Annotated in this window: 15 protein-coding genes; 4 read left to right on the top strand and 11 right to left on the bottom strand. The window is 64.8% G+C overall.

Annotated elements, in window-relative coordinates:
* Positions 1–20: 20 nt before the first annotated feature.
* From Q9293_RS13280 to hisS, 5 genes are all read right to left on the bottom strand, one after another.
* Entirely contained in the window at positions 21–1,208 is a 1,188-nt protein-coding gene (locus Q9293_RS13280) for an MdtA/MuxA family multidrug efflux RND transporter periplasmic adaptor subunit (RefSeq protein ID WP_306247268.1), read from the bottom strand.
* A gap of 61 nt (positions 1,209–1,269) precedes the next feature.
* Positions 1,270–2,199 carry an MBL fold metallo-hydrolase gene (locus tag Q9293_RS13275; protein ID WP_306247266.1) on the bottom strand — a complete coding sequence of 310 codons (930 nt, stop codon included), beginning with the start codon at positions 2,197–2,199 and terminating at the stop codon, positions 1,270–1,272.
* A 37-nt stretch (positions 2,200–2,236) separates the two neighbouring features.
* Positions 2,237–2,716 carry a MarR family winged helix-turn-helix transcriptional regulator gene (locus Q9293_RS13270; RefSeq protein WP_306247263.1) on the bottom strand — a complete coding sequence of 160 codons (480 nt, stop codon included), beginning with the start codon at positions 2,714–2,716 and terminating at the stop codon, positions 2,237–2,239.
* Positions 2,717–2,781: 65 nt separating this feature from the next.
* On the bottom strand, positions 2,782–4,080 hold the full coding sequence (locus Q9293_RS13265) for a DEAD/DEAH box helicase (RefSeq protein WP_306247261.1): 1,299 nt from the start codon (positions 4,078–4,080) through the stop codon (positions 2,782–2,784).
* A gap of 301 nt (positions 4,081–4,381) precedes the next feature.
* Positions 4,382–5,641 (bottom strand): histidine--tRNA ligase, encoded by a 1,260-nt coding sequence (hisS, locus tag Q9293_RS13260; RefSeq protein ID WP_306247259.1) that lies wholly within the window; start codon positions 5,639–5,641, stop codon positions 4,382–4,384.
* Between hisS and Q9293_RS13255 the strand changes: the two genes are divergently transcribed.
* On the top strand, positions 5,640–6,443 hold the full coding sequence (locus tag Q9293_RS13255; RefSeq protein WP_306247257.1) for an N-acetylmuramoyl-L-alanine amidase: 804 nt from the start codon (positions 5,640–5,642) through the stop codon (positions 6,441–6,443). The genes hisS and Q9293_RS13255 overlap by 2 nt on opposite strands.
* Positions 6,444–6,530: 87 nt before the next feature.
* Here the strand turns inward: Q9293_RS13255 and Q9293_RS13250 are convergent, their stop codons facing one another.
* The 6 genes from Q9293_RS13250 to Q9293_RS13225 all read right to left on the bottom strand — a co-directional run bounded on the left by Q9293_RS13250 (position 6,531) and on the right by Q9293_RS13225 (position 14,950).
* Positions 6,531–7,793, bottom strand: a complete 1,263-nt coding sequence (locus Q9293_RS13250) for an ROK family transcriptional regulator (RefSeq protein WP_306247254.1) — start codon at positions 7,791–7,793, stop codon at positions 6,531–6,533.
* A 213-nt stretch (positions 7,794–8,006) separates the two neighbouring features.
* Positions 8,007–8,882, bottom strand: a complete 876-nt coding sequence (locus Q9293_RS13245) for a DUF3472 domain-containing protein (protein ID WP_306247252.1) — start codon at positions 8,880–8,882, stop codon at positions 8,007–8,009.
* Positions 8,879–10,246, bottom strand: coding sequence for a Gfo/Idh/MocA family oxidoreductase (locus Q9293_RS13240; protein WP_306247250.1), 1,368 nt, complete (start codon positions 10,244–10,246; stop codon positions 8,879–8,881). The genes Q9293_RS13245 and Q9293_RS13240 overlap by 4 nt, the downstream gene beginning before the upstream one ends.
* A 103-nt stretch (positions 10,247–10,349) precedes the next feature.
* Entirely contained in the window at positions 10,350–10,934 is a 585-nt protein-coding gene (locus tag Q9293_RS13235; protein ID WP_306247248.1) for an outer membrane beta-barrel protein, read from the bottom strand.
* Positions 10,935–10,951: 17 nt separating this feature from the next.
* Complete coding sequence (locus tag Q9293_RS13230; RefSeq protein WP_306247246.1) at positions 10,952–14,128, bottom strand: TonB-dependent receptor; 3,177 nt, start codon at positions 14,126–14,128, stop codon at positions 10,952–10,954.
* A gap of 45 nt (positions 14,129–14,173) precedes the next feature.
* On the bottom strand, positions 14,174–14,950 hold the full coding sequence (locus tag Q9293_RS13225) for a hypothetical protein (protein WP_306247244.1): 777 nt from the start codon (positions 14,948–14,950) through the stop codon (positions 14,174–14,176).
* A gap of 306 nt (positions 14,951–15,256) precedes the next feature.
* Here Q9293_RS13225 and Q9293_RS13220 point away from each other — a divergent pair, with 306 nt between their 5' ends.
* The 3 genes from Q9293_RS13220 to Q9293_RS13210 are packed head-to-tail and all read left to right on the top strand — an operon-like array spanning position 15,257 to position 18,223.
* Entirely contained in the window at positions 15,257–16,186 is a 930-nt protein-coding gene (locus Q9293_RS13220) for an NAD-dependent epimerase/dehydratase family protein (RefSeq protein WP_306247242.1), read from the top strand.
* Positions 16,183–17,124, top strand: a complete 942-nt coding sequence (locus Q9293_RS13215; protein ID WP_306247240.1) for an NTP transferase domain-containing protein — start codon at positions 16,183–16,185, stop codon at positions 17,122–17,124. The genes Q9293_RS13220 and Q9293_RS13215 overlap by 4 nt, the downstream gene beginning before the upstream one ends.
* Positions 17,114–18,223, top strand: a complete 1,110-nt coding sequence (locus tag Q9293_RS13210; RefSeq protein ID WP_306247238.1) for a phosphotransferase enzyme family protein — start codon at positions 17,114–17,116, stop codon at positions 18,221–18,223. Before Q9293_RS13215 ends, Q9293_RS13210 begins: the two co-directional genes overlap by 11 nt.
* The last annotated feature ends 36 nt before the right edge of the window (positions 18,224–18,259 follow it).

Here is an 18,259-nt window from a genome sequence, read left to right as displayed (position 1 = left end):
CCTGCTGCGCGCTCACCGGCTCAACCCTTTCCGCCGGTTGCCTTCGGGAGAGCCACCTTGCTGCCTGGCCGCAATTTCTCGAGGCCATCGATGACAATGGTCTCGCCGCCGCTCAGGCCCTTGGTGACGGCGGTGTTGTCGCCATCGGTGCCCTGCGATTCGATGATGCGGAGTTCCACGGTGGCATCGGGCTTCACCGCGTAGACGAAGGCGCCCTGGGGGCCGCGCTGGATGGCCGCGGTGGGGATGATCACCACGCCTTTCAGGGTGTCCACCAGCAGCTGGGCGTTCACGAACTGGTTGGGGAAGAGCACTCGGTCCTCATTGGCGAAGAGGGCCTTGAGGCGCACGGTGCCGGTGGTGGTGTCCACCTGGTTGTCGATGGCGGCCAGGGAGCCCAGAGCGAGGCGGGCCTTGAGGTCGCGGTCCCAGGCCTCCACCGGCAGCTTGGTGCCCTTGGCGCTTTGGCTGAGCACTTTTTGGATGTTGTCCGCGGGAATGGCGAAGACGACGTTGATGGGCTGGACGGGAGCGATGGTGGCCAGACCGTTGGCATCCGTGGCGCGCACCATGTTGCCCATGTCCACCAGCCGCAGGCCCACGCGGCCGGAAATGGGCGCGGTGATGCGGCTGTAGGCGAGGTTCAACTTGGCGCTTTCCACCTGGGCCTGATCGGATTTGAGGGCGGCTTCGAACTGGGCGACGGTGCTGGTCTGGGTGTCCAGCTGCTGCCGGGAGATGATGCCCTGTTTCACCAGGCCCTCGAGGCGCCGCAGGTCTGCCTGGGCGTTTTGGGCGGCGGCCTGGTCCTTGGCGAACTGGCCTTCGGCCTGCATGAGTTGAACCCGGAAGGGACGCGGATCGATCTCGGCGAGGAGGTCGCCTTCTCGGACCATCTGGCCCTCGGTGAAGGCGATGTGCACCAGCTGGCCATCGACGCGGCTGCGCACCGTGACATTGTTCAGGGCCGTGACAGTGCCCAGGCCAGTCAGGTGCACGGCCATGTCGCCCTTCCGGGCCTGGGCCACGGCCACGGGCACGGGGCGCCCGGCGGGGTTCACACCCGCATCCTTCTTTCCGCCCCGGAAGAAGAGGAACCACACCAGCAGGAGGGCGGCTCCGCCGATGGCCCAAAGGCGCCAGCCCCGCAGGAAGGCGGGGCTGGCGCCTTTGTTCGGTTCAGTGAAGGTGTTGTCGAGGGCGTCCATGCAGAATCCAGGCAGTTGATCGATGGCGGGCGAGGGGGTGGGCGATGGGGTGGGTGATGGTTCAGGGGCGGCTGACTCGGCCAGGGCCTTTGCCCGAAGCCACTGAGAAGAGGGTTTCCCAGGTGACGAATTCCGGCCGCGGCTTCCATTCCGGCCAGGTCGCCGTGTCGAAGGAGGCGGCCAGGGCTGGGCCATCCTTTGCGGGGTTCGCCTTCACGTGGGCCTGGATGGCCAGCAGCAGGTCGCGGTAGCGGAGCAGCTCGGGCTTGCCGCAGACAGGCCCGTGGCCGGGGATGATGCGCGTGTTATCGGGAACCCAGGAGGCCACGGCGGCGATTTGGGAGGCCAGGCCGTCGAAGCTGCCGCCGCCTTCCACGTCGATGTAGGGCAACATGCCCAGGAAGAAGAGATCGCCCATGTGCAGCACGGGCACGGCCGGCAGGCCCACGATGATGTCGCCATCGGTGTGGCCGGGCCCCAGGTGCAGCAGGTGAAGGTCGGTGCCATCCAGGTGGATGTCCAGGCGGGCCCGCTCCTTGGCATCCTCGGAGCCCAGGGCCAGCTCCGGCAGGCCGCCCCTTTTGGCGGGTTCGAGCTTGGCCTGCTCCTTGATCATGGCCTTCCGCACGTTGGCGTGGGCCACGATGGCCATGACCTGCTTCTCCAGCACCACGTTGCCGCCCACGTGATCGCCATGGCCATGGGTGTTGATGAGGTATTTGATGGGCTTGGGGGTGACTGAGCGGACGGCTTCCACGAGGCCTGGCACCAGCCGCTCGAACTGGTCATCGATGAGGATGGCGTGATTGGCAGTGACAATGAGGCCGACGTTTCCGCCCTGGCCGAAGATGCAGTAGACGTTCTCCGCCACCTTTTCGATTTTGTGGATCTTGGGCGCGGTTGATTCCTTCGCCTGGTGCTTGGCGTGGGCCGCCAGGGGCAGGGCCGAGGCCAGGGCTGCGGCGAAGCCGAGGGCAGTCAGGATTCGCATGGCACCTCCTTGATCGGGAACGGGAACGCCGGGGCGGTCAGGAGGCGGCAGCCTCATCTTGAATCGCAGCGGGCAGGCCCGCCAACATGCCATCCAGGTTGGTGATCATGGCCATCATGCCGGCCCGCATGAGGGCCTGCTGATCCGCATCAAGCCCTGCGACCAGGCCCGTCTTGATGCCTGTGGCCAGGGCCTTGAGTTCCTGGGCCAGGGGCAGGGCGCTGGGGGTCAGGCTGATGAGGATGCGCCGGCCGTGTTTGGGGTCGGCTTCGGTGCGCAGCAGGCCACGCTCCACCATGGCCTTGACCACCCGGCTGGCGGTGGGGTCGTCCATCCAGACCTGCTGGGCCAGGGGATGCAGGGAGGAGGCCCCCTGCTCCAGCAGCACGAGCATGACCCAGAACTGCTGGATGGTGAGGTCGTAGGGGGCCAATCGAGCGCCAACCACGTGCTTCAGCCGCCGCCGGACGGCGGAGGCCAGGGTGCCGAGGCCAGCTTGGGTGAGGGAGTCGGGCATGGGTTCTTGCATAAGCAAGAATCCTGGAGCCCAACGAGCCTCGTGTCAAGGGGTATAAGGCGCGCTCACTTGCCCCGGGAACTGGGGCGGGCCGGGTGCCGGCCCCGTTCGCCGCGGGGAGCGGAGCCCGTGGAAGGCCGCGCCGGACGGGCAGACCCCCGGCCACGACCGCCACCGCCGCCCTGCCGCCCGGTCTGGATGGGCTCGGCGGGGATGCTGGGATCGGGTGCATAGCCAGTCACCACGTCCTTGGGCAGTTCCTTGCGGAGCAGCTTCTCGATGTCCTTGAGTAGCTTGTGCTCGTCCACGCAGACCAGGGAGAGGGCTTCGCCCTCGCTGCCGGCGCGGCCAGTGCGGCCGATGCGGTGGATGTAATCCTCGGGCACCTGGGGCAGCTCGTAGTTCACCACGTGGGGGAGCATGTCGATGTCCAGGCCCCGGGCAGCGATATCGGTGGCCACGAGCACGCGGACAGCGCCCTTCTTGAAATCATCGAGGGCCTTGATGCGCTGGGGCTGGCTCTTGTTGCCGTGGATGGCCATGGAGCTGATGCCATCCTTGTCGAGCTGCTCGGACAGCCGGTTGGCGCCGTGCTTGGTGCGGGTGAACACCAGCACCTGCTCCAGCTTGCGGGTGTGGATGATGTGGGCCAGCAGGGCGCGCTTGCGCTCGCGGTCCACGGGATGGACGACCTGGCGCACCAGCTCGGCCGCCGTGTTCTGGGGCGTGATCTGCACCGAGGCGGGCGTCTTCAGGAACTGGGCGGCCAGCTGCTTGATCTCATCCGTGAAGGTGGCCGAGAAGAGCAGGGTCTGCCGGCTCTTGGGCAGCAGGGCGATGATCTTCTGGATGTCGCGGATGAAGCCCATGTCCAGCATGCGGTCAGCTTCGTCCAGCACGAGGATCTCGAGCTGGCTGAAGTTCAGGTTGCCCTGCTGGTGATGATCCAACAGGCGGCCGGGCGTGGCCACGAGGATCTCGACGCCGGCGCGCAGGGCCTTGGTCTGGGGATTGATGTTCACGCCGCCGAAGATGGTGGCCGAGCGCAGGGGGATGTATTTCCCGTAGGTGCGGACGCTCTCCTCCACCTGCATGGCCAGCTCGCGGGTGGGGGTGAGGATGAGGGCGCGGATCGGGTGGCGCGCAGGCGAAGCTGAGGTGCTGGCGTGCGGGGCCAGCAGCTGCAGCAGGGGCAGGGTGAAACCAGCGGTCTTGCCGGTGCCCGTCTGGGCCCGGGCCAGCAGATCGCGCTTCTCCAGCACCAGGGGGATGGCCTGGGCCTGGATGGGGGTGGGGGTTTCGTAGCCCTGCTCGCGTACGGCGCGCAGAAGCTCGGGCATCAGCCCGAGGGAATCGAAGGACATGGTCGCTCCTGAAGGGGCCCGCCCGCGGAGGATTCCGGGGGCCCGGTCAGGGCGAAAAGGGATGTTCGGACTGAGAAGAGGCGGAGACCGGGGGTCGCCTGCGATCACGAAGAAAATAGGTTATCACACTTGTCGGGTTTGGCATGGGGGTGGAACCCCCAGGCTCGGACAACCACCCTGCCAATCGGGGTTTGACGCCTCCAACGGGCAGCCAGACCTTCGCGAACTGCTACGATCACCCGTAACCCCGACCTTTCTTGCCCTCGGCCCCTTCAGCCAAGAAGCCCACTGCTCGGGAGCTTCAGGCCCTGGTGATCGGGGTGGAGAGCCGTGCGGCTACCTCGTCCAGGGGCCAGCTCTCCTGCTCGCCGGTGGCCATGTGCTTCACGGTCACGGTGCCGCCCTCCAGTTCGCCATCGCCCAGGATGAGCACGGTCTGGAGGCCCAGGCGGTTGGCGGAGGCCATGGCCTTTTTCAGCGCGCCGCCGCGGGTCTCCAGCTGCAGGGCCACGCCTGCGTCCCAGAGGGTGCGCGCCAGCTTGAGGGCTTCGAGGGTGGCCTGCTCACCCAGGGGAATGAGCAAGGCGGGAGTGGAGATGGGCGCCTGGCCGCGCACCTGCTGGAGCACCATGGCCAGGCGATCCAGGCCGATGGCCCAGCCAAAGGCGGGCACGTCGGGGCCGCCCAGGTGCTTGACCAGCAGATCGTAGCGGCCGCCGCCCAGCAGGGCGCTCTGGGCGCCCAGATCGGAGCTGAGCACCTCGAAGGCGGTGCGGGTGTAGTAGTCGAGGCCCCGCACCAGGCGCGGGTTCTCCTCGAAGGGAATGCCCAGTTCCGTGAGCAGCAGCTTGAGGCGGGCGTGGTGCTTGGCCGAGGCCTCGTCCAGGTGGTCGGTGATAACGGGGTGCCCTTCCAGGGCGGCCTGGCAGCGCTCGTTCTTGCAGTCCAGCACGCGCAAGGGGTTCGTCTCGATGCGGCGGTGGCAATCCTCGCAGAACTGATCGGCGCGCTGGGCGAAGAAAACGCGGAAGGCCGCGTGGAAGGCGGGCCGGGATTCCGGCGTGCCCACGCTGTTGATGGAGAACACGAGGGATTTGAGGCCCAGTTCGGTGAGGAAGCTGTGGAGCATGAGCAGTGATTCCGCCTCGCTCTCAGGGGTGGCCACACCGAAGCTTTCGGCGCCGATCTGCCAGAACTGGCGGTAGCGGCCTGTCTGCATGCGCTCGTATCGGAACTGCTGGCCGATGTAGTAGAACAGCACGGGATCGTTGTTGAGCAGCAGCTTGTGCTGGATGGCGGCCCGCACCACACCCGCGGTGTTCTCGGGCCGCATCACCACCTCGCGGCCACCCTTGTCCGTGAACTGATACATCTCCTTGTTCACGATGTCGGAGCTCTCGCCCACGCTGCGCTTGAAGACGTCCAGCTCTTCCAGGATGGGGGTGCGGATTTCGCCATAGCCGTGGCGTCCGAATACGCGGCGGGCCGTTTCCTCGATATGCTGGAACCAACGCAGCTCCGCCCCGAAGAGATCCCGCATACCTTTCACTGACTGGGCCATGATCCGACTCCCAAGCGTCCTGCTTGCCACCTTCAGCCTACTGTCTTGGGGCCAGACTCCCAAACCCGCCGGTTCCCCGTCGCCGGTTCCCGCGCGCCTGAAGGTCATGGTGGACCCCGGCCACGGCGGCCTTGACGGCGGTGCCAAGGGCCCGAAGGGCCTGAAGGAGAAGGCCGCCGCCCTGGACATCGGCAAGGCCGTGGCCGAGAAGCTGAAGGCCGCGGGCTTCGAGCCGGTCTTCACCCGGGAGGACGACACGTTCATTCCCCTCTGGGACCGGGCCAAGGCCGCCAACGCCCAGGGGGCCGACCTCTTCATCAGCCTGCACATGAACGCGGCGAAGGCCAAGGCCGCCCGGGGTTCGGAGGTCTACTTCCTCAGCCTGGGCAAGGGCGATGACGAGGATGTGGTGGCCGCCGAAAACGCCGGGGCTGGCGCACCGCCCGGAAGCGACGACAGTGTGGTGGCGAGCATCCTGGACGACTTGGCCCAGAAGGCCTTCCTGCAGGATTCGGAGCGCCTGGCCGTGGCCATCCAGGGCCAGCTCAACCGCTTGGCGGGCATCAAGGAGCGGGGCGTGAAGCAGGCCCCCTTCGTGGTCCTGCGGGGCGCCGCCATGCCCGCGGTGCTGGTGGAGGTGGCCTTCATCTCCAATCCCAAGGAAGAGGAAAAGCTGAAGGATGCGGCCTTCCAGGCCAAGGTGGCCGATGCCATCACCCTGGGCGTGCGGCGCTACTTCGCCGAAGCCAACGGCGGCGTGCGGCGCCGCATGGTGGCTGGCCCCGTCGCAGACCAGCGCTGAGGAACCGCGTCCACCGATTGGGCAGGGAAACCCCTCTTCGCGCCCATCCGTGTCATTCGCGGTTCATGCTTTTCCTTGCCCACGGCCCTAGCTGCCCGCCATGCGCTGGCCCTGAAGGGTGGTGGAAAGGCGAGACAGCTGGCTGAATTCGTCGGGGTAGAGGTAGACCCGGCGGGCGGCGCGGGTGGCGCCGGCCAGCAGTTGGCCCTTGAAATCCTCGGTGACTTGCACCTGGATGGCGGAGGACCGGTGGATGCCGATGATTTCCGCCAGGCCCGTGAAGAAATCCGCCCGGCCGTGGTGGAAGAGCGGGGCCAGGGGCCCGGTGATACGCACTTCAGATACGCCCAGCATCTGGATGGCCCCGGCCAGGTGGCGCCCGAGGAGCTTGGAGATGTCCCGCAGGGCCTGGCGGAAACTGGCATCGCCCGAATCGGCGAGGCGCACGAGGTGGTCGAGCGTGGTGATGCCCTTGCCTGCGAATTGCTGGAGGAGCACCCAGCCGCCGGCATAGGCCTCGATGCAGCCCCGTTCGCCGCAGTGGCAGCGGGGGCCCTGGGCATCAATGCTGATGTGGCCCAGCTCGGAGATCATGCGGCCGCCCTCCTCGCCCCCGTGCACGGTCAGCAGTTGGCGGTTGCGCCCGAAGGCGAAGCCCAGGCCGAGATCCCAGTACATCACCAGGGCCGTGTTGTTGGCAGGAATGGTGGCCGCCTCGCCGTAGTAGTAGGCCGCGCCCAGGGAGTTGGCCAGGGTGGGCACCTTGAAGGTGCGCTGCATCAGGTCGGACACATCCAGCCCTTCCAGGGCGGGGAAGTTCACAGCCCGCTTCACCGCGCCGGTGGCGGGTTCCAGCACGCCGGGCAGGGCGGCGAAGGCGTGGCGGAGGATCAGCTTCCTGGCCCGGACCTCGTCCATGGCCTTCACCACCAGGTCGGATACCTTTTCGGCGATCTTCTCGCTGCGGCGGCAGGCACGCAGGCTGGCGCCTTGGCTGAAGAGAATCGCGGCGGTGAAATCCTCCAGCTGCACGTAGACGTTTGGGGGATCGAAGACGAGGCCCAGGGCGGCGTTCTGCTCCCTGGCGATTTCCCAGTGGTTGCTGGGCCGACCTGGGCCTCGGCCTTCCGGCACGATGCGATGGGCCCGCAGCAGGCCCTCATACTCCAGGCGTTGGAAGTGGAGGTTGCAGGCGCCCTGGGACAGGTCCAGCGCTTCGCTGGCCTCGCCCTGGGTAATGGGGCCCTTTTCGTAGACGAGCTGCAGCACCCGCCGGGAGGCCAGCAGCTCATCCAGGCTGATGCGTTCCCGGATGTAGGCCGGCAACTCCTTTTTCTTCTTTCCTCTCATGCCCGTAACCATACCCGGTTTCGGCCCTGCTCCTCACCGCTGAATCAATGGGCGAAACCGGATCTTGATTCAATAAGGCAGCCGTCCCGGTGTCCCCCCGGCACCAGCGGACGGCTGCCATCCCCAGACGGATCCGGGGAAGTCGACATTTGATTCAAACAGGAACCTGTAACATTCCCGCTCCCGGTGCGATAGGACTGTGTCTTGCGAAGGTCACTCATGGACGTCGGGAAGGTCGCTGGGCCGGGTGGGCCGCCCTTCGACGGGCAAGGTCATGGTGTCCCAAAGGGGCGTGCCCTGGTTTCGGGTGTTCCCGCCGGTGCAGAGGAAGTACCAGCCCTGCTGCTGGCCCGCGTCGATGTTCAGCACGGGGTTGCGGTCCGCCGTGAACTTCGCCCGGTCCAGGAACCGCCACTGATTGTCCACTCCCAGCGCCCAGCCGTGGCCGAAGGCCGCCTTCCGGACCCGTTTTGTGGAAACGCGGTCTCGCTTGAAATCCTCGATGAAGGAATAGCAATCCTTGAGGGCGCGGCCTTCGGTGACGGTGCTGAAGGTGATCAGCTTCCGCCAGGCCTTTGATTTCGGCTCGAAGACCCAGCCGCTGAACTCGGTGCGCCGGGCCACAGGCTTGGCGGTGACCAGAAAACGGTAGGTCTCGCCCGCTTTCCAGGGAAAGGGCAGGAAGCTCTGGCCGCCGGTGCCCTCGCCGCCGAAGCGGCCCACGCGCACGCCCGGGTCCTGGTGACGCAGGATCACCTGCTGGCCGTCCGGCACGGCGCCTGGATCATCGCCTTTGTAGGCATCCCACACCGAGAAGATGATCTGGCGATGACCGTCTTCGCCTTCCTGGATGCCGAAATAGCCATCCTTCCAGCCGCACACCATGAAAAAGGTGCCCGGGGCGCTCTGCTCGACCTTGACCTCGTTGTAGAAGGCCAGGCTTTCTGGCGCCTGGTAGCCCAGATGCACCGAACGACAGGCGATGTCCTTCAGGCGCTCGTCCGCGTGGACACAGGGTGACGCGGTCAGGATGAGCAGGGCCGCCGAACCTGCGGATGCTGAGAGGCCGATGACGCTTGACCGGTTCATGCCTTGCGGTCCCAGTGACCGTTGGTGAAATCGGGGACCTTCTGCAGGCTGCCGCCGCCCTTCACACTGGCGACGGAAAGCGGGAAGGGCGCGCTCCATGCGGCCGCATCGTAGACGTTGAAATCGGGCGCGAGGCCCTCCAGCATGCACTCCACCACGCGGTAGCACATGATGTAGTCCATGCCGCCGTGGCCGCCGTTCTTGCGGGCCAGCTCGCCCACGCGCTTCCACAGCTCGTGCACGTACTGCTCGCGGTAGGGCTTCAGGGCCTCTTCGCCCTCGATCCACTCGTGCTTCTTGGTCTTCTTGGCCACGTCATCCAGGTAGAGCCGTTCCGGGTAGTCCGCGAAGGCGCCCTTGGTGCCCTGGATCAGGTTGTGCCGGGTGTAGGGACGGGGCGACACCGTGTCGTGCTGCAGCAGGATGGTGCGGCCCTTCACCGTGCGCAGGATGCTGGTGTTGATGTCGCCGCAGACGAAGGTTTCACCGCGACCCTTGAAGCGCGTGGCCTGATCCTCGCTGAGGGAGGCCTCCAGGCTGGACATGGAGACCAGGCTGTCGAGGCGATCACCCTGATGGATGCCCATGTACCAGCAGACGGGGCCCAGCCCGTGGGTGGGGTAGAGGTTGCCGTTCTCCCGCGTATGCCAGGCCCTGCGCCAGGTGGCTTCGCTGACGTAGCGGCCCTCGGGATCCTTCTCGTTCATGACCATGCGCAGGTCGTGGATGTAGGCGGCTTCCCCGTGGGTGATGGTGCCGAAGAGGCCTTGGCGCGCCATGGCCAGCACCATCATCTCGTTGTCGCCGTAGCAGCAGTTCTCCATCATCATGCAGTGCTTGCGGGTGCGTTCGCTGGTGCGCACCAGCTCCCACAGCTGGGGCAGGGTCACGCCAGCAGGCACTTCCACGCCCACATGCTTGCCCTGGTTCATGGCGCATAACGCCATCTCCGTGTGCCATTCCCAGGGCGTGGCGATGAAGATGAAATCCAGATCGTCCTGCTTGCAGAGGTTTTCGTAGTCGCGGCCATCCTTGGTGTAGAGGCGGGGCTCGGGCAGGCCCTTGCGGGCGAAGCGCTTCTTCGTTTGCTCGATCTGCCGGGGATCAATGTCGCAGACGGCCCGGATCTCCACCTTGGGTACGTTGAGCAAATCGCTCATGACGCTCTGTCCGCGGCGCCCTGCGCCGATGACGCCGATGCGCACCTTGTCGTGCTTGGGGAAGGGCACCCCCATCATGGTCTCAAGGGCCTCCTTGGGAGGCGTGGCACCCTGTGACCCGCTGGCTGCGCCTAGGGTCGCCGAAGCGCCCGCCAGGGCACTGGCCTGCAGGAAAAATCGGCGGGAAATGGGAGTCTGGCTCATCGGGACCTCAAGATGCTCGGTGCTGCTGAACCCATCGCAGGGATCCAGGGATGGCTTGATGGTGCGGCTATCCCTGGATCCGCGATGGATGGTGGCAATCCGCTTAGAAGCGGTAGTTCACTTGCAGGCTCCAGTAGGCGGGTCGGCTGGGGTTCAGGCCGGGGACATAATCTTCATCGGCCCGGCTCCGCCACTGCGTTTGAGTGAATGAAGCCGACAGGGACCAGTCTTCGTTGATGAGGTATTTGCAACCGAGGCGCCAGCCGAGCTTCCAATTCTGGTCACCCTGGTTGGCGGTGACGGGGTTGCCACCGCGGCGCTCCACCTGCCACTGGTGGAACGAGGGGCCGGTGAAGAGGTTCACGGGAGTGCCTTCGATCTTGTAGACAAGGTCGATCCCAAGGGCATTGGAGGCCAGGTTGTAGGTGGTCTGGTCAGGCTTGTCCTTCCCCTGCATGATCTGGTGCCCAAAGTAGGGGAAGAAGGAAACACCGTAGCCCGCCGGGCTTGCCAGGTAGCCGACCTGGAATCCGTAGCCCCGCATGGATTGCCCGGTGAGATCGAGGGCGTCGCCGTGGGGGGAAAGAATGCCCGCAGAGAGGACAATGCCCTCCTTCTCCTGGGCTGTGAGGGAGGCGGCTGAAACCAGCAGAAGGGCCGCGGCAAGACTGTTGAGTGCTTTCATCATGATGAATCCTCCAGACCTTAGAATCGAAGACCGGCTTCAAGCGTGAACGAGCGGGGGAGGTTGCGGGAGCTCCCGACCCCAGAATCCGAGAGGTCCGAATTGGCGCGCCATCCGTGGGTCAGGTAGTTCGGCGAGCCCTTAACCTCGGTGTTGTCGCCATAGGCGCTCACCCCGTTCCAGCCGCCCGCGACGTTCGGATCGCTGGTGCCGCTCATGCGCACGTTGAAGGGGTTGTTGACTTCGATGGAGGCGAACATCCGGATGCCTCGCTTGAGTTCCACCTCGACGTCGTATTTCAGAGAGGTGGTGTAGACGGCTTCCGTGGTGAACCCTGGGGTGATGAGGCCGACCGTGTGAGGCAGGCCGGGAGGCACGGTGGCGCCGTAGTAGCTGTTGGGGGCGCCCACTTCCATGGTGGTCGTGCGGTAATCCGGTGTGCCGCTGGTGTAGTTGGCCCGGAAGCTGATGCTGGATTTCACCTTGGGGCGGCTCAGATCGTAGACGAACCAGGCCTTGGCGTTGTGTTCCGGATCCTGCAGCTTGATGGGCTGGTACATATCCCGGGCGTACAGGGTGTCGAAGTAGTTGCGGAAGTTGCCCACCGGGCTCCGGTTGGAGCTGGGGCTGTCGTTCAGGGTGGAGGCGTTGGTCATGGTGCGGGCGTAGGTGTAGTTGCCCGCGAAGCGCAGCTTCTGAGTGAAGGGGATGCTCCACTCCATCTCGACGCCTTTGTAGGTCTTCACGGCATCGGGATCGTTCCTGGTGATGCGCCGGTAGATGGGCTTGGACAGGGAAGTACCAGGCTGAGTGAGCTGCGAGGTGGTGTACTCGGGGAAGGCGTCGTAGAGATTCTTCCACGTCTTGTAGATCGCCGACGTGCGCCAGGACATGCCGCTGGCATAGCTCCGGCGCAGGCCCACGGTGTATTCCGTGGCGACTGGGGCTTTCCAACTGGGATCCAGGGCGAAGGTGCCCGGGCCGGAGAACGCGGCCACATGCGTGTAATTGGCCGGGTTCAGGAGGGCGCTCTTGTCGACCAGATAGGGCGCGTTGGGTGTCGCAGGGTTGGGGTTGGTGCCTGTCCAGTAGTAGGTGGTGTCGTAGGGCAAGCGGGTCAGCACGTATTTCTGGAACTGGCCGCCGGGCACGCGGTTGTGGAACTGGCCGTAGGAGACGTTCATCACGCGGCTCTGATCGCCGAAGACGTCCCACTTGTACTCGAAGCGCGGGGTGATCTGGTTGTAGCTGAAGATCGTGCCCCGGCTATCCTGGACCTGCATCCGATCCCCACGGACACCGAGCATGACGCTGTGGTTCTGGTTGATGGTCCACTGATCGTTGATGTAGAGGCTGGTGGTGGGCTGGTAGTAGGTGCCTTCGGCCTGGCCCGTGAACTCGCGGAAGGTGGGGATCAGGTAGGCCTTCCCGCTGTTCCAGAGGGTCGTATTCCCCACGCCCCCGGCGTCAGCATTGGTCGCCTGCCAGTTCATGACGATGTATTTCCCGTTCACGTCTCCCGGGGTGTAGCCTGCGCCAACCTCGGCCTGGGTATAGTCCGTGGCAAGCTGACCAGGCACGTAGTAGTTCCTGGGCGGCATCTGGGTCAGGGTCTGGGTCTGCCACTGGAACTTCTGCTTCTCCAAGCCCACATCAATGAGGTGCGAACTCCCGTTGATGTTCAGGACATGCTCGTAGTTGATGACGAGCGTATCGTCGTAGAAGACATCGCCGCGGTCCGAGGTGGCGCCGTTGGTCCATTTGGCGATGTGTCCCTTGGACAGGTCATAGATGGAATTGGCGACAAAGGTGCCGTTGGGCCGGGGGATCGACGTCTCGCCGTACTGGATCTGAATGGGATCCGTGGAGGTCACGGGATGGGGCCACCAGCGCATGGTGCGGCCGAAGCGGGCTTCGAGGACGCCGCTGTTTCCAATGATGCCTTTGTAGGCCAGATCCCAAACCCGGGTGGTGAGACCGTCAGGGCCGCCGCCTGCGGGGGAGATGGGGTTATAGCCGTACCAGGTGTTGCGGGAATCGTTCTGGGTGTAGTTCCACTCAAGCTGGTGATTGGCCGTGATCTGGTAGAAGAGCACGAACTGGTTGTAGGTGCTCTTGCTGGTCACCGGCTCGAGGCCCGCCTGGTTGTAGGTGTTCGCCCGGCGGAGCACGGAGCCATTGGGTAGCTTGAAGTAGGTGCCCGCTTTGTCCGTCGAGAGCGCCGGATCGCTGATCAGGCGGTCCATGCGGGAGGTGGAGGGGCTGGTGGGTGTGTAGGTCCCGCCAAAGGCGAAGGTGATGTGATCCTTCCAGATGGGGCCGCGGAACACGATGTCGTAGGTGCGGAAGGCCGCATCCGCGATGGGCACGGGGGCCGAGGATTGGCCCAGGCGGTTGGGGTAGGCCACGGGGGTGGCGTTCAAGGAATTGTTGCCATCCGAATCGCCCAACCGGTACTTGGCGCGGAGGCTGCCCGAGAAGGTGTTGGTGCCCTTGACCGTGGTCATGGAGATGAGGCCGCTGTCCGTATTGCCGTAGCGCGCGTTGAGCGGCGACTGGATGACGGCCACGGATTCGACCATGTCCTGAATGGTGACGTCGCCGAGATCATAGCCCCAGGCCTGGTCATTGACCATGGCGCCGTTCAGCAGCCATTTGGTGCCGTTGCCAGATCCGCCGCGGATGCGCGGTGACCCGCCCGCGTTGGCGATGCCAGGCGCCAGGTAGGTCACGGCCTGGAGGTTGTTCGACATGAGCTGGTTGATCTCTTCGATGGCCATGTTGGTCTGGGTGACCGTTTCGGTCTTGTCGACCTGGGTGGCCGCCGAGATCACTTCGACGGTGGCCTGCTGGACTTTGAGGATGTCCGACACGGGGGTCAGGACCGCATCGGCCTTCGAGGTCTGGCCGGCCAGGATCTGGAAGGTACCCTTGCTGGTCGCGTAGTCCTTGAGGGTGGCGGTGAGGGTGTACTGTCCGCCAGGAAGGATGGGGATGCGGAACTGGCCGTTGGAATCTGCCACGGTGGTCCGGTCGCCGAGCAGGTTGGGGGAGGTGATGCGGATCACCGTGCCCGGCAGAGGCTGGCCGGCTTTGCTTGTCACTCGGCCAGTGACGCTGCCTGTGGTTTCCTGGGCCATCAGGGATGCGGCGACCAGGGAAAGAAGGATGGGGGTGAACCTGGAACGGTTCTGCATGGGAACGTCTCCTTTGGAATCAGCGATTGAGGTCCGTTCCCTGAACTAGAGCTTCAGGGCCAGGGCGATTTCGAACACGACGGACTGACGACTCTTGTCTTCCATCGAGGCGGGCTTGCCGGTGTAGGTGAAGGGGTGGTAGTTGGAATGGCCGGTGGCGACGCTGCGCAGGTTGAACTCGATCCGGAGATCCTCGTTCAGGGGCATGCCCACACCCACGTAGGCGCCCAGGCCGACCTTGACCTTGGATTTCGAGATGGCCCAACCTTCGTAGTAGTCCTTGCCCGAGCCATCGTCAAAGGCGTTGCCATTGGCATCCGAGGGAATGAGGGTGCCCGTGAATTCGGAAATGACCTTGTAGGTGTCGAGGCTGAGGCCCGCCTTCCAGGTGAGCCCTTGGATCCAGGGCAGGGCATCGGTATAGCCGCCCCGGAGGCTGAAGCCCTGCACGGATTCCTTGCGGAGATCCATGGAGTTGGCGTTGGTCAGCACCAGCGGTCCGCCATTCCAAGTCGTGACGGGAGCACCACCAGCGGGAAGGGCGTAGATTGTCGCGCTGGGAGGGGGCACATCACGCCACCTGGATCCGAAGGCGTCATAGCTGAGTTCGGCCGTGAGGGCCTTCGTGCCACCGAGGGAATACCGGCCTTCGACACCGAATCCAAAGGTCTTGTTGTCGGCCAGATCGGTGTGGAGAGAGCCGCCGGTGACGCCGCCGTGGATCTTCAGGTCGAAGGAGTAGGGGCTCTGCGCACAGAGGGGAATCGCTCCCAGCAGGGCGAGGAGAAAGGTCGAGCGTTTCAGGTTGCGGATGATCGTCATGGATCGTCCTCCGTTGGGTGGGTTTGGGGGTGAACTCGGGAAGAACTTCCGTGGAGCAGTGTTGCGTAATTTTTTGAGTGAACAAAACAATTGCATGACCAAAGAATTTTCCGTAGCGTATGGAGGCTGTGACACCTCGTCAAGCAGAATGTTACGGCTTCGTGAAAATAAATCGAGTACTCGTTATATTTTCATGAGATAAGTGCAACGACTGGCGGTTTTTCCATCGTTTATCTTGATTCCGGATGTGGATTGCCTCGACAGACTCATCTGGATGTCCCGGGCGCAAGCCTTATGGGAGGAGTAATGCGAGTCCTGGTCACCGGCGGGGCCGGTTTCATTGGTAGCCACGCGGCGGATCGGTGTCTGCGGGATGGGCACGAAGTGGCCGTCCTGGATAACCTCAGGAGCGGTTCGCGGAGCCAGGTGGATGCCCGTGCGGAGTTCATCGAGATGGACACCCGGGATGCGCGGCTGGAAAGCGCCATGGCGAAGTTCCGGCCCGAAGCCATTCTCCACTTCGCCGCCCAGATCGATGTGCGCATCAGCTGCAAGGATCCGATCTTCGATGCGGAGGAAAACATCCTGGCCACCTTGCGGCTCGTCGAGGCGGGCCTGGCCAACGGCCTGAAGCATTTTGTCTTCGCCAGCAGCGGCGGAGCCATCTACGGCGAGGCCGCGGGCCCCCAATCCGAGGCCCATCCCGAGGTGCCCATCAACCCCTACGGCGTGGCCAAGCTGGCTGTGGACAAGTATCTTCACGCCTACGCGGTGCAGCGGGGCCTGGCCAGCTGCAGCCTTCGCTTCTCCAACGTCTACGGTCCACGCCAGGGCGCCAAGGGCGAGGCGGGCGTCATTGCCGTGTTCTGCAAACGGCTGCGTGACGGCCATGCCCCCTTGGTGAACGGCGATGGCCTGCAGACGCGGGATTTCGTCTATGCGCCCGATCTGGCGGACGCTGCCTCCAAGGTGTTGGCGCAGCGGGCCACAGGTGTCTACAACCTCTCCACGGGACGGGAAACCTCCATCCTGGATGTGGCCCGTTCGCTCTGCATCCATGCGGGCGTTGATTTCGCCGACATCCAGCACGCTCCCGCAATTCAGGGTGAGCAGCGGCGTTCAGTGCTGGACGCTTCCAAGGCCGAGCGGGAACTGGGCTGGAAGTCGGCGACGCCACTCTCTGTGGGCATGGGGGATACCTACCGCTGGTTCGAGCAGAACCGGGAGGTCCGATGAGCCCCGAACGGGTGGTGCCGGAACTGGTGGTGATGGCCGCGGGCATGGGCAGCCGCTTCGGCGGTTTGAAGCAGCTGGAGCCTGTGGGCCCCGATGGCGAAACGGTCATGGACTACGCGCTGTACGATGCCCGCCGCGCGGGCGTGAAGCGGGTGGTCTTCGTCATCCGCAAGGATATCGAGGCCGCTTTCCGCGCCCAGGTGGGCCAGCGCTACGAGCGGTGGATGGAGGTGGCCTACGCCTTTCAGGAGATGGAGGATCTGCCTGAAGGCCACGCGGTGCCCGAGGGGCGGTCCAAGCCATGGGGCACCGGCCATGCGGTGCTGGCGGCCCGGCATGAGGTGAAGTCACCCTTCCTGGTGATCAACGCCGACGATTTTTACGGCGCGGAAGCCTTCCGCAGTCTCGTTCAGTGGCTGTCCCAGCCTGTGCCTGAGGAAGCCTGCGCCTTCGCCATGGTGGCGTTCCGCCTCGAGAACACCCTTTCCGAGAATGGTTCTGTGGCGCGTGGCCTCTGTGAAGTCACTCCCAGCGGGCAGCTCTCCCGGGTGGTGGAACACGCGGGCCTTCGCCGGAACCCTGAGGGGCCCGGCGCGGTGGAAGAGGGACCTGATGGGGGCCTGCTCCACTTCAGCGGCCAGGAGCCCGTCTCCATGAACTTCTGGGGGTTCCGGCCCGCCTTCTTCCCGGAATTGGGGCGCCGCTTCAGGGCTTTCCTGGAAACCTGGGGTGGGCATCCCAAGGCGGAGTATTTCCTGCCCTCCGTGGTGGATCAAATGATCCAGGAAGGGCAGGCTCAGGTAACGGTTCTGAACACGCCGGATCCCTGGTTCGGCGTCACCTACAAGGAAGACAAGGCGCTGGTCCAGCAGCGGATCCGGGCCCTCATCGATGCGGGTGCCTATCCCGCCAGCCTGTGGAATGACCATGACCGCTGACCGGAACCTCCCCGTTGAAGTCGCGCGCCGCTTCCAGTTGCTGGGCGACGTGCTTTCGGCTGAGCCCTACGGCACCGGCCACATCAACCACACCTATGCCGTGACCTGCGACCAGGCCGGCGAACCTGTGCGCTACCTTCTCCAGCGCCTGAACACCAACGTCTTCAAGACGCCCCGCGGGCTCATGAACAACATCCAGGAAGTGACTGGGCATATCCGCGCCAAGCTGGAAGCGCGGGGTCTGCCCTTCACCCGCCGGGTGCTGACGCTGCTGCCGGTGCGGGAGACCGGAGCCTTCTTTCTGGATGATCCCGACCTGGGCTTCTGGCGCTGCTACCTCTTCATCGAGGGGGCGCGCACCTACGATGTGGTGGAGCGCACCGAGCAGGCTTTTGAAGCGGCCAAGGCCTTCGGCGCCTTCCAGAGCCTGCTGGCGGACTACCAGGGGCCCGAACTGCAGGAGACCATTCCTGACTTCCACCACACGCCCCGGCGCCTGGAGGCGCTGAAGGCTGCCGTGGCCCAGGATCCCCTGGGCCGGGCCAAGGATTGCGAGGTGGACATCCTGTTCGCTCTGGAGCGTGAGCCGCTTGCGCACCGCCTGGTGGATCTCCAGACGCAGGGGGCCATTCCCACCCGCATCACGCACAATGACACCAAGTTGAACAACGTGATGCTGGATGACGCCACAGGCACGGGCGTTTGCGTCATCGACTTGGATACGGTGATGCCGGGCCTCTCCCTCTGTGATTTCGGCGACATGGTGCGCACGGCCTGCAATCCCTTGGCAGAGGATGATGCCGACACGCGCAAGATGGTGGCCCGGGGCGACATGTTCGAGGCGCTGGCCTGTGGCTACTTGCAGGGCACAGAAGGCGCACTGCTGCCCGTGGAGCGGGAGAACCTGGTGGTGGCGGGCGAACTGCTCACTTACGAGTGTGGCATCCGCTTCCTCACGGATTTCCTGCTGGGTGACACCTATTTCCGCACGCATCGGCCCGGCCAGAACCTGGATCGTGCCCGCAATCAGTTCGCCCTGGTCCGCAGTCTGGAACAGCAGGAGAACACCTTCATGGATCGCATCCGGAATCTCGTCTAACCTGCGGCTTTCCCCATCGCCAGATCATGGCTGATG

Origin of the sequence: Geothrix sp. PMB-07 (assembly GCF_030758935.1) — a bacterium.
In the GTDB taxonomy this organism is placed as follows: domain Bacteria; phylum Acidobacteriota; class Holophagae; order Holophagales; family Holophagaceae; genus Geothrix.
This window is presented reverse-complemented; position numbering and strand designations above follow the sequence as displayed.

What these genes read in the sequence shown, in the direction of transcription:
- Q9293_RS13280 (WP_306247268.1), bottom strand. Translation starts at nt 1,208, where the DNA reads ATGGACGCCCTCGACAACACCTTCACTGAACCGAACAAAGGCGCCAGC.
- Q9293_RS13275 (WP_306247266.1), bottom strand. Translation starts at nt 2,199, where the DNA reads ATGCGAATCCTGACTGCCCTCGGCTTCGCCGCAGCCCTGGCCTCGGCC.
- Q9293_RS13270 (WP_306247263.1), bottom strand. Translation starts at nt 2,716, where the DNA reads ATGCCCGACTCCCTCACCCAAGCTGGCCTCGGCACCCTGGCCTCCGCC.
- Q9293_RS13265 (WP_306247261.1), bottom strand. Translation starts at nt 4,080, where the DNA reads ATGTCCTTCGATTCCCTCGGGCTGATGCCCGAGCTTCTGCGCGCCGTA.
- Q9293_RS13255 (WP_306247257.1), top strand. Translation starts at nt 5,640, where the DNA reads ATGATCCGACTCCCAAGCGTCCTGCTTGCCACCTTCAGCCTACTGTCT.
- hisS (WP_306247259.1), bottom strand. Translation starts at nt 5,641, where the DNA reads ATGGCCCAGTCAGTGAAAGGTATGCGGGATCTCTTCGGGGCGGAGCTG.
- Q9293_RS13250 (WP_306247254.1), bottom strand. Translation starts at nt 7,793, where the DNA reads ATGAGAGGAAAGAAGAAAAAGGAGTTGCCGGCCTACATCCGGGAACGC.
- Q9293_RS13245 (WP_306247252.1), bottom strand. Translation starts at nt 8,882, where the DNA reads ATGAACCGGTCAAGCGTCATCGGCCTCTCAGCATCCGCAGGTTCGGCG.
- Q9293_RS13240 (WP_306247250.1), bottom strand. Translation starts at nt 10,246, where the DNA reads ATGAGCCAGACTCCCATTTCCCGCCGATTTTTCCTGCAGGCCAGTGCC.
- Q9293_RS13235 (WP_306247248.1), bottom strand. Translation starts at nt 10,934, where the DNA reads ATGATGAAAGCACTCAACAGTCTTGCCGCGGCCCTTCTGCTGGTTTCA.
- Q9293_RS13230 (WP_306247246.1), bottom strand. Translation starts at nt 14,128, where the DNA reads ATGCAGAACCGTTCCAGGTTCACCCCCATCCTTCTTTCCCTGGTCGCC.
- Q9293_RS13225 (WP_306247244.1), bottom strand. Translation starts at nt 14,950, where the DNA reads ATGACGATCATCCGCAACCTGAAACGCTCGACCTTTCTCCTCGCCCTG.
- Q9293_RS13220 (WP_306247242.1), top strand. Translation starts at nt 15,257, where the DNA reads ATGCGAGTCCTGGTCACCGGCGGGGCCGGTTTCATTGGTAGCCACGCG.
- Q9293_RS13215 (WP_306247240.1), top strand. Translation starts at nt 16,183, where the DNA reads ATGAGCCCCGAACGGGTGGTGCCGGAACTGGTGGTGATGGCCGCGGGC.
- Q9293_RS13210 (WP_306247238.1), top strand. Translation starts at nt 17,114, where the DNA reads ATGACCGCTGACCGGAACCTCCCCGTTGAAGTCGCGCGCCGCTTCCAG.